This window comes from Sulfobacillus sp. TH-112 (assembly GCF_057473405.1).
In genome coordinates, this window is record NZ_JBYCKN010000108.1 from 1 (window position 1) to 24,098 (window position 24,098).

Consider the following 24,098-nt stretch of genomic DNA (forward strand, 5'->3'; position numbering starts at 1 on the left):
AACGGTCAATTCCGTGCGTCCATGTAACTTTGGTGTCAATACGATAAATGCGCAAGCTGTCTTCTCGAGGATTGACAATATCTTCTAGGCCTGCGCGAAGGCGAGCGAACGCAACATCGTCCACCCGGCACTCAAACACAGAATACTGTACGCGCTGCCCATAGTTGAGACACTGTTGAGACACCTTTCGAAGGCGACGACGTCCTGCTGCTGTGTCTGTCCGAATATCGTATGCAACTACAATATCCACGCCAACCCCTCCTATCGATACACAAATGGTTCATAGGAAGCCATGTCTCCACGCAAGTGCCGAGCCAACAGCTTGGCTTGTACCATGGGTATGGCCCCCAATGGAATAGTCTGTTGGATAGCCTCGTGACGAAGTGTATCCTGCTTTCGCTGTTGGTAGGCCGCCAAAAAGGTCTTGCGTGCTTTGTCCTCCATCTCCATACCTCCGCCAATAGTTGCACGGAAATCTGACGGGCGAATTTGGCCACGGTTGACTAGAGATAATACGAGCCGATCCACATAGTGAGCCCTATGCTCTTCCATTAGATCGAGGGCCAGAGACGATCGACCTGGGCGCAACACGTGCAGAAAGCCTATCTGAGGATCCAGGCCTACTGTGTCGCACGCGCTTTGACACTCCGACCTTAGCAACGCGTATCCAAAGGACAACAATGCGTTGATGCCATCCCGCGGCGGTCGGCGATTACGTCCCCTCATTGCCCACCCCTCGGCATTGCGGCCAATAAGTAAGCTGAAGGACTGAAAATATGCCCGAGCCGCCATCCCCTCCAGCCCCCGTAATCGATTCATGTCTGTGGTTTTCGGTATCATCCGGGACAGCACTAAGAGACCGCGCGCAATCCGAGAAAAATGTTCTTTTAACGACAGGTCAGAGGCTTCTCGTGCCGCGCGCATGTAGACTTGCCGTTGATTCAAGATCTTTGCCCACACCATCCTTTGAGCAATCGGTATTCCTCTACTCCTCATGGTCTCGTACTGAACAGCCCTCAATAGCACACTGCCTCGTGTTGAAGGGCGCATCTGTGCCTTAAACCGCCCGTACTCCGTGAGCCAACTAATAGAGATGCCATCATCAGAGCAGCGATGAATGAGGAACGGACTAATAAGCACATTACCAAGAACCACTAAAGATCCCAAATGGTGCAGCGGTACACGAATGAGCACTGTGCCACCCTGTTCTACCACAACCGTTTCGTGGTCAAGGTGCGCGTAAGCGCCTTGGGTGGTCAAGTACAGCGTGTTTTGGATCATCAATACGGCTGTCCCCCTTTTCTCGAAGACTGTCACGATAGTCCTTTGCTAATCGATCAGCCATGGCAATTCCGCGCGACCATACGCATCGGGAAGACAGATATCGATCAGTGAACAATGGGGGCAACGCTCCCTGTGAGATGTGGGAGCCGGGATCGTGCCCGACGCCATCAGTTGTCTGACCTTCCCAACCATATCTCGCGTCACATCGCGGATCTCGCTCGTAAAGATCACCTCTCGCCGGTGCCGGCTGGCAGCATGATAGATAGCTCCGGCCGGCACCTCCATTCCCAACATTTCTTCCAGGCACAGCGCCTGCGCACAGAGTTGCACATCGTCGTTGACCCACTGTTGGCGCCGCCCATGCTTGTATTCCACCGGATAGGGAACAGGGCCGTGCCACTCGACAACATCAGCGATTCCCGTCAGTCTCAGTGTGTCTGACCAAATCCGCACCGATGCCTCCATCGGCAGCCCGACGTCCCGTGCCATGCCTTCATCGACGCGCACATGCACTTGTCGTCCTTCAGTGGTATATCGGTTCTCTTCAAACACCTGCTCCTGATGGATCAGGGCGCATCGTCGCGGACAATAGACAAAGTGATTCAGAGCCGAAATGGCCACCCACAAGTTCTGACTGGCCATTACGCCCCCATGGTGATAAGCTCAACCCCGCGTGGCATCTTATCCTCACGAACCTCAATACGATAGTCGCTAAACCGACGCGCATATTCGACCGCGTCCTTTCGTGCGATCGACACCACTTCTCCTAATTCTAACAGTGCCTGTGCCGGAGCACATCCTAGCGCTGCCTGACGCTTGCGCTGGTCGAGATTGGAATCGGTTCCCACATGTTTGAAGATGAATAGGCGGCGCAGGGTCATCACTCCCTTGCTAGCCGACCGATCCTGTTCGAACATATTGAGCATTGCTTCCCAAAAGAGTTCGAGGTCATCTTCACTAAAGCCTGTACCGCCATGCGATGTATCTGCAAAGTGGGGACTGACAAAGCCCTTCCCGACATAAAGTCCGTAAGGCACGATGGACTTGCGACCCATCGTCCTCAGTTTGATCTCCTCGTGATCAAGTTCCCACTGCTGCAATTCTGCGGACGACTTTTTCCCAGTCACATCATCTGCTACGGCAACACGCGTGACGGTAATGTCCAACGGCAGTATTGACTCAATCGATCGCGAGAAAGAAAGTTGAACGGGGCCACGGACTTGTCCAGCATTCGGGCCTGTGCTCATCACCGCGCCAAACGTGCGTACGTCATAAAAGGTTTGACACATCCATTGACGCGCCTCCAATACGCGGCGTTTGGAGGCGCTCTTTTCTGGCACTGCCCCATCGCCTGTTTCCTCATGAGCCCGCATAATTTTGGTGTTTAAATTGGTTGCGTGCTCCACAAAAATGGCATGAGGCGGCTGATTGCCACGAGCGATTTGTACATAGTTTCGCACCCGCCTTTTAATCGCGACATCGGACACCAGTCCTTGAAGAGTTTCTGGATCCAGTCGAGGCATATTCGCGGCATCAGGATCTCCATTCGGGTTGCCGTTTTCTACGTCGAACAAATACAAGAAATCATATCGGTTGGTGATCGTTCCCATTAGTTCTTATCCTCCTTTTTCTGTCCTGAGCGAAAGTCGGCCATTTGATGGTAGTATCCCAATGCAAATGTCGCCTGTTCTTCAAAACCGAATCGCTGCGGTATCTGACCCGCAGGAATGCGACTCGTGATCTCCATCAGATGGTTGTTGTACCAGTATTTCAAACCATCGGACGATATCCGTGCCAAATAATAGGGCACCATCCGCATTAGTCGTCCGACGACCACCAGTGGTGTCGTGCTGGCTGCAGTGAAATACCGACTCGACAGCATCCCTCTAGATCCCTGATTTTCTGCGGACTGCAAGGAGTCAATTACCGCCAGCAATCGGCCCAACTGGTAGGCCACCCCGGGTTCATCGGGATTCAATGCGCTGAGCATAGGGCTCACCGTTCCTTTCGCTTTTCTGATAAGGTAGGCCTTCAGTAGAGAAAACGATCCTTCCGACGGCACGTTGCCCTTGACCACATCGTGCTGGACACGACGCAACGCCCCGTAGGCCACCGCCCGTGGGATCTCGCGAGCCAAAATTGCCGACTCCCAGAGTTGTCGCACTTGTGGAGCTGGCACAGAACGATCGGCGATCATGAGATGCCCCAGCAAGGTAAACAATGGCAATCTCTGTGGTGTACTATTGTCCGGGCGGACAATGCTCAAATCCGAAAACCACTGCTCCACATTGTGCTTGAGGTCTTCATAGGCCCCTTCGTACCATCCTCTCACCATGACCCGCCCCGCCACTCCCGAAAGCAGCAGCACATAGAATCGATTGACGGACTGGGACGTTACCATCTCTCCCGCCTCCGTCCCACGATTGACGGACGAGAGGGTTCGCTGTGCCTCTTGCAGGTCCTGGTCCTCACGTGCACTATCGTCACGGCGGAATCCCAAATCAGCCATTGCGTCGTCTTCAGGGTCTACTGGCCCCCGGTACCAATAGGCGACCCGTATGCCTGCCAACGTCATGCCCTGAGCAATGAGGGTGTTCAGGGCAATTTGGTAAGCAACCGCCACCGTCTCGAGCATACCGGCGTTAGCACCCTGATTGAGGCCATAGGAGCTAAAGGCATCCTTATCAAAGCTCACCAGAGAACTTCCCATGGAACTGCCGCCCACAGGCACCAGGCCAGAAATTTTCGGATGTGTATTCGCAATCGGGCCTGTTTCCCCAGTGATGATGCACAGCCCGGCAAGATCTTTCTTGGCTGTCGGTCGAATGCTTTGGCGATACCGGTCCCACCAACCATGCCAGTCGGTTCGCGACACCAAAAATGCGTCCCCGCAACGCACTGTGATGCGGTCGTTCGACTTCGCATTTTGCGCCTTGAGGTCCTCTCGCATTCGGTCGAGCTCGCTGGGATTATCCAGACACAAGTACCACGCTTCCAGTTCAGGCACGGTCGCAGCCGCAGACTCCAGCATTTCAACAAAGGCGGCGTGCTTAGCAGCCATCTTGCCAGTGTCATCGGGCCCGTTCGTCACAATCGCGACCGCTTCAATCAGAAACTGTGTTCGCGTCTGCCCTCCCGCAATCAATTCCGGTTGCTCTAGGTGTGGCGCCACAGGAAAGGATCGGCCAGGGCTCTTGGGATTGGTGGCATCTCCAAGGCGATTGATTCCCAAGTACTGGCCGCCGGACGAGATGTCAATGACCCACTTGACTGTCTTCGGAGCATAGCCAGGACGCACAACTAGATTATGCGTCGCCGCATATTCAACCAATTCGCGGATCAACGCCTCAACACCTCCTTGGAGGTATAGTGAGGCACCTCGATGACACCTTGGCGCACTGTGCAGTGAAACATCTGAATTTGAGCCTCGGAGGACGAAGTGCCGGGTTCTGTCAGTGAAAACACATCATACAACATGAGTCCCCAGTCGGCGTCGAGCGCAATCGGCGCAGGTACGTCCGATCGCTGGGCCGGTTTGAAATAGGCCGGGAATTCCCGACACCCCAGACTGGGCTGAAAGCTACACTGTCCCCGTTCCGCTCGGCGACTGAACTGTGCCACATACTTCGGCAAAAACTCCTTAAAGCTCGGCCAGGGCTCAATGTGGGCGAACACACGATAGTGAGGATTGACGAGAGCCATGGTCTGGCGCTGCGTTCGCCCTTTCTCGTCGGTTCCCAATAACATCTTGTCCCCGTCCGCCCACTGTGGCTCAATAGGTGCAAGACCCTCACTCCATTGCCGAATAGTTCTCTCACTGGGCCCTTTGTCCTTTACCTCGTTGCGGCGCAAGCCTAGCCATCGCGGGATGGCCAGCAGTTCGATTCGGTCCACAATCCAACGAAATTGCGGATGCCAATATATGGCATCGAAAACGCCACGGGCAGCGGATGGCGTGATGACAGGATAAGAAAAGCGTTCGACCTTTAGTTCCGGCCTCGAGAAAACCGCGAAATCTCCCCAGATCTCGAGCCCAACACTACCACGCTCCATACATGTACTCCTTTCACTATAAAGTAAGGTGACGCCTATAATATTTTCACTCGCCCAAACCGAATTGTCAATCAATAAAGAACACTCCCGCAAAATAATATTGGGAGTGTCTTCATAAAGTAAGGTATTTCAATCCCCGGCAGTGCCGCAATGTTATGGTACGAGATCCTTAGCCCTGCAGCAAGCCGAGTGTTGACGGCAATGTCAGGCCAAATATCGGATCGTAGTTTTCCGAGTCACGGCAGATCCACCAATCCGAGTCCTTAGCCTCAGCCCCATGGCCGACCGGCACGTTCTCCAGATGGCTTCTCACGCCGGCGTCATCTTTGGGGAGGTACACGCCGACCGACAACGGTTGCGCCCGCCGTATCCAATCTCGGCTAAGTCCACTCTGCCGCGCCTCGGTCACCAGGCCATCGTAGAGACCCATCTCGGCCCGATACGGGACCAGGACCTGAGCCGTTTTCTGATCAATCAGCCGATAGAGGTCATTGACGACAGGAAAGTCGAGGGTACGGACCGCTCTGATTAAGTCGCCGTATGCATCTTCAAGCCCAACCGTATCATAGACTCTCTGCCAATAACAGCGGATGGTCTCGGGGTCATCCACATCGAACGACGGCCGAGACTTCCAAAGATTACGCGCCTCTATCGTAAACTGACGATAGGGCCCTGGAGGGTAGGCGTCATCTTCCGGCTGGAAGACGACGACGTCTCCGGGCTTTGGCATTCCTCCCCCCCGATTGCAGCGCCCTGCCGCCTGAATGATCGAGTCCAGCGGTCCCCATGCCCGATAGAGCACCGGGAAGTCAAGATTCACCCCAGCTTCCACACACTGAGTCGCCACCAACCGCACCGGCTGATGGCAGGCGAAGCGGACTTTTACCGTCTCTAGGACTTTACTGCGGTGCTTAGAGCAAAGGTTGGTGGAAAGATGAAACAGAGGGCCTTGGTCGCGGTGCTGCACCGCTTCCGAAAGGTCCCGGGCATGGCGTTTCAAATTGACGATGGCAAGCCATGTGGGCTGCAGAGAGAGCTCATCGGCTAACTCTTCCCATGACTGCGGCGCATCACGAAACGAATAGTTGACCCGGAGCGGTGGTGCGAGAATGGTCGGCACAATCTCATGGGACTGGTATCCAATGCCGGTTAACGGTTTGATAGAGCCGCTTAGAAGGTCAAATGCAGGCTGGGTAGCCGTGCCCAATACCACAGTCGCGTGGTACCGGTCTCCTATCGCAGCCAGCATGGCGACCGTAGGGACCACCAGATGTAGCGGCAAGGTTTGAATTTCGTCCAAAATCATCACGCTGTCTGCCAGCTGGTGCAACTTGCGCGCCCGCCCTGGTCGATTCGAAAAGAGTGATTCAAGGAGTTGAACTGATGTCGTCACGACAATAGGGGCATCCCAATTTTCCATGGCTAGGCGGGCGTTACCGTCGTCATCTACCGTGTCGCGTTCAGCGAGCGAGTGATGCTCAAGGATATATTGACACGGCAACCCGGGCAGTGCCTCCCGATATGCTTTCACAGTCTCTTCAATAATGTTTAAGTACGGCAAGGCGACCACAATCCGCCGTTTTCCGTATTTCTTGGCATGATGGAGCGCAAACGCCAGCATCGCCATTGTCTTCCCCGACCCTGTAGTAGCCGTCAGGGTTCGCAATCGACTCTCTGAGCCCGCTGCATCCACTGCTTTTTCATAGACAGTCCGCCGCAGTTCCTTCATCTGGGCACTGGACTGGTCTTCTTGGGCCAGCTTCGCCACATACTTCTCTAACAATGTCAACAAGTAGTCAGGGTCCAAAGACGGTGCCGGATTTCGGAACTGTTTGTTACCTTGCCTGTCTTGGAGAAAGTGAGCTTCCGTGTCAAGAAAGTCCGCGTCAACGAGACAAGAATACAGAAAGCGAATACCGAGCATTTGTTGCATTGGATGAAGACTCGAATTGATTACCCGTCGGCTTTCCACCAGCGGCTCCCAATGCAGTCCATCGCTTTGAAACCTGTCCATAGTGTCTATAAGGGGTCCAGCCAGTTTCCGCCCATCGGGGAGGGCCACCCGTTCCTCGACGGAATCTTTAAGACTCGCAAAAAATTGATGGGAAAGGCTGGGCAAACCCACGTGATGACCCTTTATGGCAGCCGCCGCCGCGGCCGCTCCGGCCTGACCCGCAATATAGGCGCCGGTCGACCAATGATCCACCTTGCGGGCCTTGCCTTCCAACCTCATTTGAAATAAGTCGCCGTATTTACCGCAATCGTGCAGGAGGCCCGCCAATGACGCTTCGTCTCCATAGCTGAGAACCTCGGCAAACTGACGCGCCAAGGCACTCACTGTCCGCAGATGGTCTGCCAACGGTTGTCGTTCTCCTCCACCCTCAGGAGCCGAGTGAGCCCAATAGATGGACATCCTGTTCCCTCCCAATAATATTCACCCTTACCATTACGCTCCTCCTCACTACCATACACCACACACTCGGGTAATCAACTCTAACAGCGCGAACATCTGCGACGTACTGCTACCCACACATCACAGCACGAAGCTTCAGGCATTTCCATCACCCCACGTTTCGCACCTCTGATTCTGGGCTTGCTAGCCACAGGGTACCTGTGCAAATTGGCGGCTGTCCATGCCTAAAAGTAATAGCGCTTGGCGCTGCGTGAGGGTGAATTCGCTCCGACTGTAGTGCTTCTCGCCATGGGTGTCCCGCCAATGGAGAATTTGAATCGGCGTGAGGATTTCTTTCAGGCGTTTGGTGGTCTGAGCGGGCTGCAGCCCCTTATTGGGATAGGGGAGGCTGTTCCCCAATCGGGCCTGATTCTGGCGCATCACGGCCTGCATGCATTGCCACAGTACAAGCGCCACGTAGATATCGACCGTAATCCTCCCGGTGTCCTTCAAAAAGAGCGGGGCATGGCGAGCGCATGGTCACGCACTACAACCATGGGATTTTATACGCTTCCAGGAACTCGTGGCTATCCTCAAAAGGGGAGCCCTACCCATGGATCCAACCGTTCGCAAAAAATCTAGCAGTCGGAGAACAGATTGCGACAGCGAAAGCCGGAACCTCGAGTTCCATGCGAACCGGTAATCCGCGCCACAGACGTTCGCTTATGGAAATACCATATTATTCTTGGTCAGCGAAAGTGAACCACTTCTGTTTGACTACATACAGAAGACCTGGACTTGGTGGTCGCGACGTAGCAGGACCGCCCGGTGCGGCCCCGAAACCTATGCGATTTCAAGAGAGGGATCGCGGCCGCCGAGTTTCAGCATATACCGCTTCAGAGCTTGCAACACACTCACGCGATCGTCATGCTGGAGTCGGGATCCAGCATCCTGGCTATCGCCGACGTGCTGAGTCAAACCAAGTCAGCCTTGCTTTGCAAACCTATGTGCATGCCTCGGTGGAGTCGTAACGCACTGCAACATCTTGCCTATCTGAGATAGTAAGCCTCCCGGGAGGAAGGGCAAGACAGAAGATGGAGGGTTTGGCCTCAAAATGGCCTCATATTCCCCATATAACCTCAGAAAACGAAAAGACCCGCAATCGCTTGTGCGGTGCGGGGTTCAAATGGTGGGCCACGCGGGAATCGAACCCGCAACCTTGGGATTAAGAGTCCCCTGCTCTGCCAGTTGAGCTAATGGCCCATGTTGTGAAATTACGTGGTAGCGGCGGGTGGACTCGAACCACCGACATCACGGGTATGAACCGTGTGCTCTAACCAACTGAGCTACGCCGCCATTGGTTGCGGGGACAGGATTTGAACCTGCGACCTCCGGGTTATGAGCCCGACGAGCTACCTGGCTGCTCTACCCCGCGATGTTCTCGTCATTGGGAACATTAGATATGATATCGGGCTGGCTAGATGGTGTCAAGAACAAAAATTCTCCATTGGCGATTTCTTGCCGACACATTTGCCCGTACGGCTATGATACACTAAATAGAGAATCGTCATTCTCTTGAGTTGTTCGAGGAGGTCGTTAAATGGAACGCAAGGCACGACTAGCAGGATTCGAATTTGCCCTTGATAGAACCGATCGCGGATACCAATTGCGCGTCGAAAGCACCCCCGAACATGATGCGGCTCGCGAACAAGTTTTCGCGCTCTTCGACGAACTTCGAACCGAAGCGCGGCGCACCGGAGTCTCCAGTCCAGAAATCCTCGCGCATTGGGTTGGCCACCGGGTGAAACGGTGGACATCACCCCGAAAATAGTCGAAACTTCCTTTTATGGAAATTGTTGTATTTTCAGCTAAAAGTACGATAAACTGTCTCTGCTGTCATAAAGGAGGGACATGTTATTATGGCGCCAATTCATACTCTATCCGAATACCAACATCGCATCGAACAGATCCGCTTGCTGAAGTATCAGATGTGGGCTCTCGCCCAGCACAAGGGCAACCTTGACCCCGATGTCATTCGCATAAGTCAGGATATTGACGAATATATCGTCTCCGTTCAACAGTATTGGATTAAAAATCCGTGTGCAAGCACCCAAACAGGGTGACAAAAAGTGGATAAATCAACGCTAATAGTCCCTAAAAAGCGCACCCCTACCGTAAAATATGGATAAGGTGGTGCGTTTATATGTCGATCGAACTCAATTCATTACGTGAAAGCACAACAAGAGAAACGCCAGCGATCACTCTAAATAAGAGCAGTGTCAAATCCACGGCGTCGACCCTTTTGCAAAGCGATCAACTGCTCTGGGATCGGCTATCGTCGGTAGAGAGTGCGGTTTTAGATAATCCTACCGACTCGTTCATCACCCAATATTTAGATACCGTGCGTGATTTGTTGAATCAAGCCCTGAAGCGTCATCAAGCCAAGTCGTCAACGTACTGGTCACCGAAGGGACGATTTCGACAGATGGTCCACATTGTTCAGGTCAATCGGGCCTTGGATGACCTCTTGACCGATATTCGGCTGCAGCATCCGGCAACGCACATTGCGCGCCGTCTTGATGCGATACGTGGCCTGTTGGTCGACTTATGGATGTGAAGACCACCATGGCTAACACGATATTCTCTAAGGTCAAAGGTGACCTTATCGAACTAGAAGGATTGACCGAAGAAAAGATCGGTGCCGTAATTCGCCGCGACGCCCCCTATCTGGTAGAGTTGCTACAAAAACAAATTGACCCGATGAATCGGTTGCAAACGCATACCTTGGAGTTAAGTTTGCTGAGTGACGCGGAAAAACAAGATTTGAAGAGTCACATCGTGCTGTGGAACAATCGAGAGAAATATTTGAGTGATCTGATAGAGAAAAATTTAGGGTATATCTCCTACCTTAAATCTCTCCTTGGCATCGGGCCCGAGCGCACGGGGCTCAGTATAGATCTCTAGAAAGGAGGGCATACCATGTCATCTGAAATCCTTGGTATCGCAGCCCAATCCATTGCGGCTCAAGAACTAGCTTTACAAGTTACCGGCAACAACATGGCCAATGCGACAACGCCTGGATATAATGTGGAATCGGTCGACCTCACTGAAAACGCTGCAGCTCCTAATGCCAGCATGCCGTCCACATTGATTGGCGATGGGGTCACCGTCACTGCGGTGACTCGAGCTAGCAACACCTTTTTGTCATCTAGCGTTCGCAATCAAACCAGCGCGGTCGGATATGCCACGGCACTCAGCCAAGGGCTAAATCAAGTGCAGAGTATTTTTCAAGAGCCTCAGTCGGGCGGTCTCGCGGAGATGATGGATCAATTTAGCCAAAGCATACTTGCGCTATCAGAAAGCCCGGAGGATCAATCCGCGCGTGAGTCGGTCATTCAAGATGGGCAAACCCTAGCGTCCACATTTAATAGTATGTCCTCCACGTTGGCGAATGAGGAAACACAAATCAACCAAAACATTAGCACCAACGTGAGTCAAATTAATCAATATGCCTCTCAGATTAGTCAACTGAATCAGCAGATTGCCACCGTAAGCACGTCAGGACAGCAACCGAATGACCTTCTCGATCAACGGGGCGAATTGCTCGATGAGTTAAGCCAACTGACCAATGTCAGTTACACCACCGGGTCGGCGGATTCGCTCGACGTGTATATTGGCTCCCATCCGCTCGTCACTGGTGAGACCACCTATCAAATTAACGTTCAACAGGTCCCCGTGACTAATGCCTCTGGGGTGAGTACCCTGACCGCCAATGAGCCTACGTGGGCGGATACCGGAAGTCCGGTGGAGTCGCAATCCGGCTCCCTCGCGGGAAATATCGCCCTCTTATATCAGCAGACCACAAGTGGCAGTTCCGTCGTCAGCACCAGCCCGGGGTACCTCACCAGTTACGGGCAGAGCTTGGACTCCTTGGCGTCGCAATTGGCCCAACAAGTCAATACTGCCCAGGAATCAGGCTATACGCTCTCCGGCTCGGCAGCGGGCACCACCCCCTTTTTTACCGCGGGGGGATCCAGTGGTTCTGGCACCATCACCGCCGGCACCATTACCGTTAATCCCGCCTTGACCCCCGATGACATTGCCGCCGGAAGCACGGCGAACTCCCCTGGCGACGGCAGTAACGCGCAGAGCCTTTACAATACCCTGACGAATGACTCGAACTTAACCATTGGTTCGTCGTCCAACACGTCATTTTCGGGATACTACGAATCACTCGTCGGTCAAGTGGGGTTAGACGGCCAAAATGCCACCAACTCCGAAACGAATGGACAAAACACGCTGACCTCATTGAATAATGAGCTACAATCAGTGACCGGGGTGGATGTGAACCAGCAATCGATCGACATGATTCAGGAAGAACAAAGTTATGAGGCTGCGGCGAAACTGATCACCACCCAACAGTCTGTCATTTCGAGTCTCTTAGCAGCGGTAAACTAATTGAAAGGAGTCCTTTTCCATGCAGATTACGCCCACCATTTTGTCTAACACCTTATTACAAAACATTCAAAACCAAGAGTCGGAGATTCAAACCTTGCAGCAAGAGGAGTCAACGGGCCAGTCCTTCAGCGTGCCTGAGAATAATCCCATTGCCGCAGAGACCACGCTTTCGTTGAATACCAGCCTCTCGGCGGTGAGCCAATACACCACTTCTGCTAATAGCGCACAAGCCGCGCTCAACCAGACCAATGGCGTTCTCACTAATATGATTAGCCTCTTTGATCAAGTGATCCAAACGGGGACCCAAGCTGAAAATAGCACTAACAATCAAAGTGATCTGAATGAACTGGCGCAAAGCATTACGTCGGATCAAACTAATTTGGGACAGATGTTGAATACGGAATATGAAGGCAGCTATTTGTTTGGAGGGTATGACAACGAGACCCCCCCTGTCCCCACCAATAGTGATGGCACCTATCCCACCACGCTCTCCTCGTGGAATGCTACCGCATCCCAAAATCAAACCTACACGATTAATGCCGGAACAACGATTACGGTGAATTTAACGGGCTATGAGTCAGTAGGACAAGCTTCTGGCACCAATTATCTCGAAACGGCCTATAACGACTTAGGCGCACTGTCCTCGGCGCTACAGTCGGGAAACTCGTCTTCTATTCAGTCAGCGATGAGCAATATCCAGCAAGACTATACCAATCTTACTAGTGCCCAAGGCCTCATTGGAGGACGCCTCAATCGCATACAAGATTCCATAACCCAGCTACAAAATGCGTCGTCGGACCTCAGCACCAGTGTGGCTAGTGTGTCGGGAGCGAATATGGCGCAAGTCACTACCCAGTTGGCCCAAGAAGAAGATAGCTATCAAGCCGCCTTGCAAAGCGGATCGCAAATTCTCTCACTGTCATTATTGAATTTCATTAATCCGTAAAGAGGGACAACATGAGCACAATAGACACACGGTTTCACGGCTCTATCGAGATTCACCCACAGGATATTCTCCGTGCCGATCACGAAATTTTAGGATTCCCGCAGGAACGGCAGTTTGTTCTTTTGCCGCACCAAGCCGATAGTCCCTTTCTCTATCTGCAGTCAATCCGTACCGTCGATTTGGCCTTCATTTGTATTGATCCGCTATTACGGGTGAAAGACTATCAATTACCGGTACACGAATTACCGGATGCCCTCGGGGATCCGAAAGACTGGGCCGTTTTAGTGTTGTGCACCATTGGCACGGGGGCACCGCCCAGCATGAATCTCAAGAGTCCCCTCATTTTTAATCGGCAAACCCGCCATGGGGGGCAATTTGTGCTATCCTTGCCGTATTCGCTTCAATATCCCTTGTTCTCGCCCTCGGGAACAACGTCGGAGGCTCCCAGTCATGCTGGTACTCACCCGTAAAGTCAATGAAGCCCTCTTGATTGGCGAGGGTGAAATCCGCATTGTGGTCCTCTCGGTGCAAGGGGACCAAGTAAAATTGGGAATCGAGGCGCCGAAGAGTATTACCATTATGCGTGAAGAAATTGTCCAAGCAGAGGCTCAGAACCAAGAAGCCTCACACGCCATTTCTCCTGATGCCCTCACGAAACTGGCGGAGAATCCGACAACGACTCCACTTCCGCCTCGGACACCAAAATCTCGGTGATTTTTACCCCAAACTGTTCGCCGATAATCACGACATCACCACGGGCGACCAACCGCCCATTGAGAAACAAATCTACCGGTTCACCATAGGCGCGCTCAAGCTCAATGACCGATCCGGGGCCAATTTCCAGTACATCTTTGACGGTCAGGTCAGTCGTGCCTAATACCGCCTCGACCGTCATCGGCACATCCAGCACAAAGTTGACCGAATCCGGCAGACTACTGCGCGCGGCAGGATCTTCCAATTCCATAAACTCCACTTTCTTCACTTCCACGCCCGATTCGTCCACCTCGGTGTCGGCCTCGTCCGAGGCATCCACCAGCGCTTCAATCTCTTCAGCCGTCAGTCGTGAGGCCTTCTTTGGCATATTTCATTCATCCCCCGTTCGTGATATCACACGCACCGCTAAATGTCCTCGACTCTTTCCCGGCAATACCTGGAACTTATTGCGGTTGCCCATACGCAATGTGAGCGGTTGATCATAACGATTCTTGAGGACTAACGCATCCCCGACCTTCAGTTGACTGAACTCCGATACCGTGATATCGGTTTTACCCAGCACCACCGCGGCTCGAATCGGTGCCATTTCTACGTGGCGCTTCATCTCTTTGGTCATGACCTGCACGTTATCTAACGATCCATCCCGGGTGAGTTGAAATTTGATGCTCGCTTCTGCCAGAGGCATAATGCTCGTATATGGCCAAACCATCGTTAATTGACCACGGTGCCCGTCCAGGGTGACTTGCTGCCGTGCCACGACAACCAGGTCCCCCTCACCAGCAATTTGCGAAAATGCTGGACTGTGTTCCATGGAGGTCACCACCGGTTCAATCGCCATCATCGGATTCCAGACATCCGCATAAATACGCAGCATGCGGTTCAGCAAATGGCGTACGATGCTTTGTTCGATCTGGGTCAAGCGGCGGCCCGGCCAGTCTCCCACGCCCGGCCCTCCCAAGGCACGATCAATCATAGCCAATGCAATAATCGGTGAACATTCAAATAGAGAGTTACCGACATTGGGAGAACTCGTGAATATGCCCAATACAGTAGGGGCCTTGATGGTTTGAATCATATCTTCATACATCACTTGCTCCACTGACAAGTGCTGCAACTGCAATGGCGTTCGCAGATACGATGACAAAAAGTTGGCGGTGTTCCGCCAAAACATCGTCATCGTGGCCATCACGGCGTCGAGCTGAGCTCGACTTAACTGGTGTGACCGTTGAAAGTCATAGGCTCGAACGCCTTCATAATCTCGCACTAAGCCCATGCGGCATCCCCTCTTGCGCTATAGATCCGGTTCTATCAATGAGACCATATTCGGCTCGTGAGACCAGAACTCCTGTTCTCCTCAACAACAAATTCCCTATTGCGTGAGCAAGTTAGAGAAGTATATGCCCCCTACGGTGCCTGGCCCAAAAATCGATTGCAAAATATAGGAGACCTGATCCTTGAATATGGTCAACCCACCTGAACTGGTCAATTCACTATAGGGGGTCGACCGCGCCAACGCAATAATTTGATTGCGAATCTTCGCGTCCAATTCGGCTGAGCCCGTACCCGACCCCCCGGCGGCCCCAGCGACCGTGCCTCCGGCAGAAATCAACGCGGCGGGCATGACCTCAAACTCTAAATCCAAACTCACGTAGTGCGTGTCTCCCTGCAAATTACTTTCAATACTAGACTCCGTTACTGCGACCGCTGTCTTCGCCGAAAAGGGGGTCGACTCGATCACCGGTGCGGGCGTATGACTTAAGAGGGACGGTTCTAAAAAGACAATACCGCCCGCACCGATCCCCGCACCAACGATAAAAATGATGACAAACAAAAGAATTTTCTTCAAATGAGTCCCCTCTTCAAGAGCGTCCCAGTGGTACCGCTCAGAATTGATTGTTCATCGTCCGCTCCGCTACACTCAAAGTCAGGCGGTGAGGGAATGAATCCATGTCTTGATCTTGCGCCAATACTCCATGCCAAAAAGTGCTGACGCCTCAGATATCTTCCAAAACTAAGGCGATCGCTGCCCCCGACGCTGAATTACCCATTGTCGAAGATTCCACTGCATCCGATGTGCATAGTCCCTCTCATCGGGCGCTATATCTTAGTCGCCACCGGTGATTCGGATCTCGGTCCCAAGGCTCTCCTGCCAAGGACTGCCGCATCCATGCTCACACACTCTCTCAAACCGTGTTGGACGAGATCAAATATTTGAACCCCTTATATGCGCCCTCTTGGCTCGAATCTTTCCCTAGTCTTAGCCGCGTAGAAAGCCGGGCCGCTTCCGATCATTAATATGGAGAAGTCTCCCCAACCAACAGCCCCAGCAATCTGTTCAGTCGCGACTCCCCACCTGCGAGACGATCTAAAGATCTCCTAGGCCTGAAGGTTTGTGGTGGACTGAATCACTTGCTGGTCGACAGATATCACCTTGGCATTGAGGCTATATGCTGTCTCCGCCTGGACCAAATCCACCATGTTACTGGCGAGGCTGGTGCCACTTTGATTCACAGCTGATGACTGTAAGGTACCCGTACCACCCTGACCAGGAACGGTCACCGTTGGGGTTCCAGAGTTGGCTGAGAGTCCATAAAGATTATTACCTTGCGCCACCAATCCTTGGGGATTGGGGATGGAGGCGATCTTGACCTGACCGACCGTCTGAGGACCATTGACGCCACTCACCGTAACCACGCCATCCGCTGCAATGGTGAAGTTCTCACCCACGGGAAGATTCACCGGCGGGTAAAGTTTGGCACCTCCAGGAAGGACCAGTTCCCCCCCGGAATCAATTTGAAACAACCCTGCCCTCGTATAAGAAATTCCATTCGGAGACGAGACCATAAAAAACCCATTGCCGTCAATCGCAATATTGGATGCACTATTGGTAGGCTGGATTCCCTGAGAAAACGTTGGCGTATCGGAGACCAGGCTCGCCCCGGTATTCATCGCGAGACCCGAACTCAGCGTTTGCCCCAACAGGGTGGCTCCCGGCTGACGCTGCACTGCGTTTCCGGTGCTGGCCAATGCCGTTTCGCGACTCCCATAACCTGGCGTATTGGCGTTAGCAATGTTAGCCGCCACCGCATTAAGAACATCATTTTGAGCATTAAGCCCATTCGCCCCAATTCCTAAAACATTAAACATATGATCCCCCTTCTTCATTGAGGTTCATGCTAGGTTAATTCCCCGAGCGTGGCCGCCGTGGCGAGGCGCTTACTTTCTTCATTGACCACTTGGGTCAGCGACTGGTACCAAGACTGAGCATCAATCATGTCCACCATAGAATTTTCGACATTTACATTCGAGGTATTTAAGGAAGACTGAATCACTTGGCCCGTGAATGGAGTTCGAGTCGGGCTAGTATAGAGATTATTGCCTAGAGCGGCTAAGCCGGTGGCCGAGAGATTCGTCAGTGCCAAGGTACCGATCGTGGCATTCCCTTGCGTAATGACGCCTGTCGGACTAACACTAAACGACTGGCCGGACTGCAACTGAATGGGCTTTCCCGCCTGGTTAAGGACAAAGTCTCCTTCAGCTGTCACTAAATTTCCCTTACCGTCCACGGAAAATTGGCCATCCCGGGTATAGGCTAACCCCTGAGGTGTCCTCACCACAAAATACCCTTGTCCTACAATGGCTAAGTCATTCGGATTGGTGGTTGATGAGACCCCACCGCCCCCGGTGGCAATGCTGGAACTAAACGCCACACCATTGGAGGTTTGCCCCAGTACTTTGCCTGATCCGGTATCCTCCAAGCTTCCGGTAGGAAACGCCGTAAACGTGCCCTGTTGCGCGAGATATCCCGCCGACTGACTGTTCGCGATATTGCCGGCAATCAGTCCGAGCGACTGATTTTGGGCAATCATTCCTGCAGCACTAATATATAATGCGTCCATATCTACCCTCCTTCACTCCCTGTCAAATGGGATCACGATCGATTTCCCGAGGCCAGTTTTCCACGAGTCGTCTCACAAATCCTCCCCATCCACCGCGTCGCGGCGGAGGCACCCGATGCAACAATCGGTCCGCAATATCTCCGATGTCGAACGAAGCCGCGGCATTAGGATAGGCTAAATAGAAGGGGTTTTGTCGCAGTACTGATCGCGATACCATAGCGTCCTCGCTCACCTGCCCAATAAATTCGACACCTTGGCCCAAGGCTTTATCGGCTAAATCACTAAGCCGTTGCCCCAGTCGCTCCCCCTGCTCCCTGGAGTGAACTCGATTCATCACCAATTTGAGTGCAACACGGCCATTTTGTTCCCACACCGCCTTGATCAGACCATAGGCATCCGCCAGCGCCGTCGGCTCAGGATTGGTCACCACCAACGCCTCATCCGCTGCCAGAACGAACGACAACACCGCCTCGGAAATGCCGGCAGAGGTATCAATAATGAGCCAATCACACTCTCCTTCGAGCTCTTGAAAGCTCTCTACGATATGACCGACTTCAATGCTATCAATACGCGCAAGCTCGGTAATACCGGAACCACCGGGAATAATCCGAATCCCCTTAGGCCCATTTTGCAAAGTATCCCTTAAGGCTACTCGCTTTTCCACAACATCCCACAAAGTATAAATGGGTTCATATCCTAGCATAATATTGATATTGGCCAAACCCAAATCTGCGTCGAGAATAACCACCCGCTGGCCGCGATCCGAGAGGGCCATCGCCAAATTTAACACCAGACTAGACTTCCCCACGCCCCCTTTCCCGGAGGTGACCGCCATGACACGCGCTCCCTCGAGCCGGTCATGCAGAACTTCTCGAGTCGCTTCGTCCGCCTTTGACCTCACCCAACTCCGCAAGCTATCACCTTGCTTGGCCATGTTAGGCACCGCCCTTCAAGAGCATGGCTAGTGTTTTTGCAAACGCCACTTGGATATCATCAGGCACATTTTGACCATCGGTGAGATAGGAAAGAGGCCATCCTAGCGTCAAAGCACATGAGAGAAGGCCGCCAATGTGTTGGACTTCATCAACCTTGGTAAAACATACTTTGGGACTTAACCCGTCCGCAAAACGGCGAGCGGTTTCCTGCATCAATGAGGAATCCATGCTTGCTGGAAGAACGAGTTGGATATCATTGGCCCGAGACAGTTCCGCCACGGTACGAATTTCGGACATATAAAGCGCATGGTTCAGACTATGCCCTGCAGTATCAATCAGCACCACATCCGCTTTGCGGTCTTTCAAAATGTGAGGAATGTCTTGCGGTCGCAGTGCCACCTGAAAAGGAATCCCGATAATTTCGGAATAGGTTTTCAATTGTTCCACTGCCGCCACCCGAAAGGTGTCTGTGGAAATTAATAGCACCGACTTCTTTCGTTCCAAGTGGCAATAGGCGGCTAACTTAGCGATAGTGGTGGTCTTCCCGGAACCGGTGGGGCCCACAAATAGGACCGTTGCCGGATCCGCCAAGGCGATCGGTTGCGGAGGCCCTAGCCGTTCTTCAAGCACCTCACTCAAAGCTTCGTCACGACCGAATTCCCCTTCTTGCATCATGGTTTGCACGGAATCCGCCAGTTTTCTTGCCCAGCCATCTTGTACGTGGCGCTCAAGCAACCATTGGTAGGTATCTTCCACCTCAGGGTCGTCAATGCCCTGCATCCGATCCAGACGCTCGCCTAAGCCCTCCAACATATGAATGACATCATCCATGCGATAGTCCGCCGCTTCGTTGGAGATGGCGGGTTCGCGATGACTCGGCACGGGTGAAACGCTTCCCACTTGAATGACTGGGATGGCCTCGGCGCTTGCCGTCATGGTCGGAGCCGCCTCTTGGGCAGCGGTGGCCGCTGAACGCCGGGTATAGTCGGTGGCGACCAGCACTTGAAACCCACTTTGCCAAAATCGCCACCAGGGATCCCGGGCCTTCCCTGAAGAGAGAATGATGGCATCCTCACCCAATTCCCACTTGGCCATCGCCAATGCTTCCTCGGCTGTCCGTGCCGTAAATCGTTTCACTATCATAATGACACCACCCCAACCGTCTTCACCGCAATATCGCTACCTAACTCTGCATAGGACAGAACCGCCATATCTTTCCACATTCGTTCTGTGAGTCGTTTTAAGTACACCCGGATGATGGGTGAGGTAATAATGGTCGCCGGTGCCCCCTGAGGCATATTGCCCAGGGAATCACGGATACTCTGAAAAATTTGCTGCGCCTTGGCCGGGTCCAGATTCAGATAGTTACCTTGATCGGTATGCTCAATCGATCCGCGTAGTTCAGCCTCCACCTCGGGAGACAATACTAACGCATGCAACACCCCTTGCCGCATCAAGCCCCGCGTGATATGCCGTCCCACGGCCTGACGCGCCGACTCAGTCAGCACATCCACATCCCGGTTCACCCGAGCGCGGTCCGCCAAGGCTTCGAGAATGGTGGGCAAATCCCGTATAGAAACGCGCTCGCGAAGTAAATTGGACAACACGCGTTGTACCTCGCCCAGACTGAGTAAATCCGGAATCAATTCTTGCACCACGACCGGATGGCTCTGTCGGACATGGTCAATTAAAAGTTTGACATCTTGTCGACCAATAATTTCGTAGGCATGTCGGCGAATCACTTCAGCCAAGTGAGTGACCATCACCGAACCAGGATCGATCACCGTGGCGCCAGCCATTTCTGCCCGTTCCCGAGAGTCTTCACGGATCCAAAATGCCGACAACCCGAAGACCGGATCGGTTGTAGGCACAGCGGTCTCAATACCCAATTCTCCACCTCCCATGGCGAGAAATCGATCGGGTCTCACCTCATTGAGCGCCACTTCGGCTCCCCGGACACGAATGCGATACTGGTTTAACTGCAGTTCCAAATTATCGCGCACCCGAATAGGTGGAATCACCAACCCCATTTCTACGGTCACTTGCCGACGCAACGCCGAGATCCTCTCACGCAAATCCTTCCCCGCTTGTCCACCGACCAGAGGCACCAGTCCCACACCGACCTCTAATTCCACCGCATCACTGCCAATCAAATTGAGTGCCGATTCCGGTCGATTTTTCTGGCTTTCGGTCTCTATACGCTGTTTCTCCGCCTCGTTCACCTTTTCCTTCTTTTGGTCGTTATCTAATCGCCAGGCTAAGTAAAATGCCGTCCCCCCCAAAATCAAGGGAACAAGGGGCGGAATGCCCAAAATTGCCAGCAACCCGAGGACAATCGCGACAATGTAGAGCACCTTGGGAAGGGCTGTCAGTTGCGACAACACATCCTTATTGAGGGTCGATCCCGCCGATCCTGACCGCGTCACCAAAATTCCGGTTGAAGTCGACAATAACAGGGCAGGGATTTGTGTGGTCAACCCTTCTCCAATGGTCAGAATGGTATAGGTGCTGGCGGCCGCCCCGATCGAGAGATGACGTTGCACCATGCCAATGATAAGGCCGCCGACAATATTAATCACGACAATCACAATACCGGCCATGGCATCCCCGCGAACAAACTTCGACGCTCCATCCATCGCGCCATAAAAATCGGCTTCGCGTTCAATATCTTGGCGCCGTCGCTTGGCTTCCGCCTCACGAATAAGGCCGGCATTCAATTCCGCATCAACCGCCATCTGCTTTCCCGGCATCGCATCCAAGGTAAAGCGCGCCGCGACTTCAGACACGCGCTCGGCACCTCGCGTAATCACCATGAACTGAATCACAATCAAGATAATAAAAATGATAATCCCGACAATCACATTGTTTCCCACCACTAAGCGACCAAAGGTGGTAATTACCGACCCTGGATTCCCCTCTAAAAGGATAAGACGGGTGGCGGTCACCTCGAGCGCGAGGCGAAATAGCGTGGTTAAGAGCAAGAGCGAAGGGAACACCGATAATTCCAGGACTTGATCGATAAACATGGTCGACACCAGTACCGTGATCGAAAGTGCGATGTTCACCAAAAGAAAGAAATCTAAAATCCACGGGGGCACCGGGATGACCAACATTAAAATCGCCACGATAGCAGCAAGAGGGACAAACCCTTCTTTAAGGATGGCCTGCGGATTAAATTTCATCGGGCGCGGCCTCCCGTTCGTCGGCGTATGATAAAGGCCAGAATATCGGCCACCGCCTGATAGTGCTCTTCACGAATAGAATCGCCCAGGGGTACCAAATACAGCGATCGGGCTAAGGGAGGATTTTCCACAATCGGAATGCTATATTCATACGCGACTTCGCGCATGGCCAACGCAATCTCATCGGTGCCCTTGGCGGCCACTTGGGGAGCTCCCATCGCCTTTTCATCCCATTTAAGGGCCACCGCATAATGGGTAGGATTGGTCACGATCACCGACGCGTTCTTCACCTCGCGCATCCCGGTTTGGATGAACTTGCGATGCAATTGGCGTCGACGGCTACGAATTTTCGGATCTCCCTCGGACTCTTTCGCTTCATCGCGCACTTCTTCGGTGGACATTTTCAAACTTTGCTGATATGAACGGTATTGATAGCCCATGTCAATCACTCCAATGACGAAAAACGCCGCTGCCGCTCGCAACATGACACCGGTTAAAAGCGTACTCGACTCCTTTAAGGCCGTGCCAAGCGGCATTACCAACATCTGTGCATAAGTACCCAATTGCCCAGCAATGCTCAATCCCACAGCCACCCCAATAATGGCCATTTTGAGTAGCCCTTTCGCCAAGAGCCAGAGTCCCTGAACCGAAAAAAGACGGGTGAGTCCGGCGATGGGATCTAAGCGTGTAAAGTCAGGGGCGAGCTTGGTAAAATTGAATCGCAATCCTCGCTGAGCCACCGCAGCGAGCAATCCCACGCCAGTAATCGGCAGGACAATCGGCATGAGCACACTGAGTAATGTCTTGGCGGCCACGCTCGCCGCACTATACCAGGTCACGGAAAAGTCAGGACCAATGTTCAAAGCCAAAATGGCCGATTCCATGTGAGCGAGGTCACGGCCAGCAAATGGCAAATACCATCGCAAAACCAGCACCGCCACCACCAGTGCCACAGCCCCCTGGAAATCTGGAGAAAACCATCCCTGCCCTTCGCGACGGGCTCGCTCCCGTCGACGAGGGGTGGGAGCATGCGTGCGCTCGGCCATGAACCACGGACCCGATATCGACCATAGCTGTGCTTGACTCATTTACCCGCGCCCTTCCAAATACACCAACAACCGACTCACGTCGGTCCACGCTTCTTGCCAAATATTCGGCATCACCGACAACATCAATGGTAAGATTGCCACAAAAATTAATAGACTTAACCCAAAATTAATCGGCAATGCGAAAAAGAAGGCATTTAACTGCGGAAACGCTCGCGATAAAATCCCCACACTTAAATTCACAACCAGCCCCGTGATCACTAAGGGCGCTGCAATCAACAGTGCAATTTCTAAAATGGTTTGAAAAAGCCCGGCAATGAACCCAAACGAAGCACCGGGAATCACTAGCGCATTAATGGAGATGGCTTGAAAGCTCGCGTGTAACGCCGTGATGGCGAGCTCAGGGCCCCCCGCGACCACAAATACGTAGGTGGCCAACAAGGTGTCCCATTCCGCTAAAAAAGATCCCTCCGAGAGCAACCCCGGGTTGGCCGACACGGCCAATCCTACCCCTAACTGATAGGTGATAATTTCTCCGGCCATCCCAAAAAGGCTCAAGAAGAGGGCTAGTACCAGCCCCATCATGGTCCCAATCGCAAATTGGATTAACACGCCCACCACCATGGTTAGCCCAAACGTCATTCCCGAGGCCACATGTAGCCCCGGAGTCAAGATGAGGGCTAACACAAAAACCATCGCCACCCGAATCTTGGCCGGGATGTAGCTTGACCCGAAAAACGGCGCTGCGACCACGATACCTGCCACCCGTGACGCGACCAGAAAAAATGCCGTTGTCAAGGCGGTCAGTTGTAAAGAGAGTGTCAAACCCAACCATCCCTATCCATCCCTATGGGAGGATGTATGTGTATTGTACGAGACAAATTGCGGCGCTTTCGCATTTTAATGCCGAAAATGCTCATGGAAGAAAGCCAGGCTGCCAAAAATTCGCCAGGTCTTGATGCATAAAGCTCACTAAAATCCTCAAAAACCATGGGCCCCCGATATAAAGAATAATGCCGAGCGCCGCCAATTTGGGTAAGAACGACAGCGTCATTTCTTGAATTTGCGTGGTGGCTTGGAATATCCCCACTAGGAGCCCAACGATAAGCGACACCGCCAGAAGGGGTAGCAACACAATGCCGGCCGTCACCATCGCTTCTTGGCTTAATTGCAACACATGATCGAACAT

At 52.9% G+C, this 24,098-nt stretch carries 27 protein-coding genes and 3 tRNA genes; 8 read left to right on the forward strand and 22 right to left on the reverse strand.

Features of this window, described 5'->3' with window-relative positions; all coding sequences use genetic code 11:
* The 11 genes from cas2 to ACOJWD_RS06950 form a co-directional block, all read right to left on the reverse strand.
* Nucleotides 1-250 (reverse strand): CRISPR-associated endonuclease Cas2 (gene cas2, locus ACOJWD_RS06900; RefSeq protein ID WP_486992492.1); only part of this gene is annotated, 250 nt, incomplete at its 3' end.
* An 11-nt stretch (nucleotides 251-261) separates the two neighbouring features.
* Complete coding sequence (gene cas1c / locus ACOJWD_RS06905) at nucleotides 262-1,281, reverse strand: type I-C CRISPR-associated endonuclease Cas1c (RefSeq protein ID WP_486992535.1); 1,020 nt, start codon at nucleotides 1,279-1,281, stop codon at nucleotides 262-264.
* A 48-nt stretch (nucleotides 1,282-1,329) separates the two neighbouring features.
* Nucleotides 1,330-1,926, reverse strand: a complete 597-nt coding sequence (gene cas4, locus ACOJWD_RS06910; RefSeq protein ID WP_486992493.1) for a CRISPR-associated protein Cas4 — start codon at nucleotides 1,924-1,926, stop codon at nucleotides 1,330-1,332.
* Nucleotides 1,926-2,894 (reverse strand): type I-C CRISPR-associated protein Cas7/Csd2, encoded by a 969-nt coding sequence (cas7c, locus tag ACOJWD_RS06915; protein ID WP_486992494.1) that lies wholly within the window; start codon nucleotides 2,892-2,894, stop codon nucleotides 1,926-1,928. The genes cas4 and cas7c overlap by 1 nt, the downstream gene beginning before the upstream one ends.
* Nucleotides 2,894-4,627, reverse strand: coding sequence for a type I-C CRISPR-associated protein Cas8c/Csd1 (gene cas8c / locus ACOJWD_RS06920; protein WP_486992495.1), 1,734 nt, complete (start codon nucleotides 4,625-4,627; stop codon nucleotides 2,894-2,896). The genes cas7c and cas8c overlap by 1 nt, the downstream gene beginning before the upstream one ends.
* Nucleotides 4,624-5,337: a type I-C CRISPR-associated protein Cas5c gene (gene cas5c, locus ACOJWD_RS06925; RefSeq protein ID WP_486992496.1), complete on the reverse strand. Its 714-nt coding sequence runs from the start codon at nucleotides 5,335-5,337 to the stop codon at nucleotides 4,624-4,626. Before cas5c ends, cas8c begins: the two co-directional genes overlap by 4 nt.
* A 169-nt stretch (nucleotides 5,338-5,506) precedes the next feature.
* Nucleotides 5,507-7,750, reverse strand: coding sequence for a CRISPR-associated endonuclease Cas3'' (locus tag ACOJWD_RS06930; protein WP_486992497.1), 2,244 nt, complete (start codon nucleotides 7,748-7,750; stop codon nucleotides 5,507-5,509).
* A gap of 183 nt (nucleotides 7,751-7,933) precedes the next feature.
* Nucleotides 7,934-8,182: a hypothetical protein gene (locus tag ACOJWD_RS06935; RefSeq protein ID WP_486992498.1), complete on the reverse strand. Its 249-nt coding sequence runs from the start codon at nucleotides 8,180-8,182 to the stop codon at nucleotides 7,934-7,936.
* A gap of 734 nt (nucleotides 8,183-8,916) precedes the next feature.
* Nucleotides 8,917-8,992: transfer RNA gene (locus ACOJWD_RS06940), tRNA-Lys, on the reverse strand.
* A 16-nt stretch (nucleotides 8,993-9,008) separates the two neighbouring features.
* Nucleotides 9,009-9,085 (reverse strand) — tRNA-Met (locus ACOJWD_RS06945).
* A gap of 2 nt (nucleotides 9,086-9,087) precedes the next feature.
* Nucleotides 9,088-9,164 (reverse strand) — tRNA-Met (locus tag ACOJWD_RS06950).
* 165 nt (nucleotides 9,165-9,329) lie between these two features.
* Here ACOJWD_RS06950 and ACOJWD_RS06955 point away from each other — a divergent pair.
* The 8 genes from ACOJWD_RS06955 (at nucleotide 9,330) to csrA (ending at nucleotide 13,847) form a co-directional block, all read left to right on the forward strand.
* A complete protein-coding gene (locus tag ACOJWD_RS06955) occupies nucleotides 9,330-9,560 on the forward strand; it encodes a hypothetical protein (RefSeq protein ID WP_486992499.1) in 231 nt (76 codons plus the stop codon).
* An 88-nt stretch (nucleotides 9,561-9,648) separates the two neighbouring features.
* The gene (locus ACOJWD_RS06960) at nucleotides 9,649-9,852 is read left to right on the forward strand and encodes a Spo0E family sporulation regulatory protein-aspartic acid phosphatase (protein WP_486992500.1); all 204 of its coding nucleotides are present in this window, start codon (nucleotides 9,649-9,651) and stop codon (nucleotides 9,850-9,852) included.
* Between the two features lie 80 nt (nucleotides 9,853-9,932).
* Nucleotides 9,933-10,346, forward strand: coding sequence for a DUF327 family protein (locus tag ACOJWD_RS06965; RefSeq protein WP_486992501.1), 414 nt, complete (start codon nucleotides 9,933-9,935; stop codon nucleotides 10,344-10,346).
* An 8-nt stretch (nucleotides 10,347-10,354) separates the two neighbouring features.
* The gene (locus tag ACOJWD_RS06970; protein ID WP_486992502.1) at nucleotides 10,355-10,693 is read left to right on the forward strand and encodes a hypothetical protein; all 339 of its coding nucleotides are present in this window, start codon (nucleotides 10,355-10,357) and stop codon (nucleotides 10,691-10,693) included.
* 15 nt (nucleotides 10,694-10,708) lie between these two features.
* Nucleotides 10,709-12,187: a flagellar hook-associated protein FlgK gene (flgK, locus tag ACOJWD_RS06975; RefSeq protein ID WP_486992503.1), complete on the forward strand. Its 1,479-nt coding sequence runs from the start codon at nucleotides 10,709-10,711 to the stop codon at nucleotides 12,185-12,187.
* A gap of 19 nt (nucleotides 12,188-12,206) precedes the next feature.
* Nucleotides 12,207-13,133 (forward strand): flagellin N-terminal helical domain-containing protein, encoded by a 927-nt coding sequence (locus ACOJWD_RS06980; RefSeq protein WP_486992504.1) that lies wholly within the window; start codon nucleotides 12,207-12,209, stop codon nucleotides 13,131-13,133.
* Nucleotides 13,134-13,144: 11 nt separating this feature from the next.
* A complete protein-coding gene (fliW, locus tag ACOJWD_RS06985; protein WP_486992505.1) occupies nucleotides 13,145-13,603 on the forward strand; it encodes a flagellar assembly protein FliW in 459 nt (152 codons plus the stop codon).
* Nucleotides 13,584-13,847, forward strand: coding sequence for a carbon storage regulator CsrA (gene csrA / locus ACOJWD_RS06990; protein WP_486992506.1), 264 nt, complete (start codon nucleotides 13,584-13,586; stop codon nucleotides 13,845-13,847). The genes fliW and csrA overlap by 20 nt, the downstream gene beginning before the upstream one ends.
* Here csrA and fliN read toward each other — a convergent pair.
* From fliN to ACOJWD_RS07045, 11 genes are all read right to left on the reverse strand, one after another.
* The gene (gene fliN / locus ACOJWD_RS06995) at nucleotides 13,783-14,214 is read right to left on the reverse strand and encodes a flagellar motor switch protein FliN (RefSeq protein WP_486992507.1); all 432 of its coding nucleotides are present in this window, start codon (nucleotides 14,212-14,214) and stop codon (nucleotides 13,783-13,785) included. The genes csrA and fliN overlap by 65 nt on opposite strands.
* A gap of 3 nt (nucleotides 14,215-14,217) precedes the next feature.
* Nucleotides 14,218-15,120: a flagellar motor switch protein FliM gene (locus tag ACOJWD_RS07000; protein WP_486992508.1), complete on the reverse strand. Its 903-nt coding sequence runs from the start codon at nucleotides 15,118-15,120 to the stop codon at nucleotides 14,218-14,220.
* A 96-nt stretch (nucleotides 15,121-15,216) separates the two neighbouring features.
* The gene (locus ACOJWD_RS07005) at nucleotides 15,217-15,693 is read right to left on the reverse strand and encodes a flagellar basal body-associated FliL family protein (RefSeq protein ID WP_486992509.1); all 477 of its coding nucleotides are present in this window, start codon (nucleotides 15,691-15,693) and stop codon (nucleotides 15,217-15,219) included.
* Between the two features lie 530 nt (nucleotides 15,694-16,223).
* A complete protein-coding gene (locus ACOJWD_RS07010; protein WP_486992510.1) occupies nucleotides 16,224-16,994 on the reverse strand; it encodes a flagellar hook-basal body protein in 771 nt (256 codons plus the stop codon).
* Nucleotides 16,995-17,023: 29 nt separating this feature from the next.
* Complete coding sequence (locus tag ACOJWD_RS07015) at nucleotides 17,024-17,746, reverse strand: flagellar hook-basal body protein (protein ID WP_486992511.1); 723 nt, start codon at nucleotides 17,744-17,746, stop codon at nucleotides 17,024-17,026.
* A gap of 22 nt (nucleotides 17,747-17,768) precedes the next feature.
* On the reverse strand, nucleotides 17,769-18,680 hold the full coding sequence (locus tag ACOJWD_RS07020; RefSeq protein ID WP_486992512.1) for a MinD/ParA family protein: 912 nt from the start codon (nucleotides 18,678-18,680) through the stop codon (nucleotides 17,769-17,771).
* Nucleotide 18,681: 1 nt separating this feature from the next.
* Nucleotides 18,682-19,824 (reverse strand): flagellar biosynthesis GTPase FlhF, encoded by a 1,143-nt coding sequence (gene flhF / locus ACOJWD_RS07025; protein WP_486992513.1) that lies wholly within the window; start codon nucleotides 19,822-19,824, stop codon nucleotides 18,682-18,684.
* Nucleotides 19,821-21,863 (reverse strand): flagellar biosynthesis protein FlhA, encoded by a 2,043-nt coding sequence (gene flhA, locus ACOJWD_RS07030; protein WP_486992514.1) that lies wholly within the window; start codon nucleotides 21,861-21,863, stop codon nucleotides 19,821-19,823. Before flhA ends, flhF begins: the two co-directional genes overlap by 4 nt.
* Nucleotides 21,860-22,951 (reverse strand): EscU/YscU/HrcU family type III secretion system export apparatus switch protein, encoded by a 1,092-nt coding sequence (locus tag ACOJWD_RS07035; protein WP_486992515.1) that lies wholly within the window; start codon nucleotides 22,949-22,951, stop codon nucleotides 21,860-21,862. Before ACOJWD_RS07035 ends, flhA begins: the two co-directional genes overlap by 4 nt.
* The gene (locus ACOJWD_RS07040) at nucleotides 22,952-23,734 is read right to left on the reverse strand and encodes a flagellar biosynthetic protein FliR (RefSeq protein WP_486992516.1); all 783 of its coding nucleotides are present in this window, start codon (nucleotides 23,732-23,734) and stop codon (nucleotides 22,952-22,954) included.
* Nucleotides 23,735-23,825: 91 nt separating this feature from the next.
* On the reverse strand, nucleotides 23,826-24,098 hold the full coding sequence (locus ACOJWD_RS07045) for a flagellar biosynthetic protein FliQ (protein ID WP_486992517.1): 273 nt from the start codon (nucleotides 24,096-24,098) through the stop codon (nucleotides 23,826-23,828).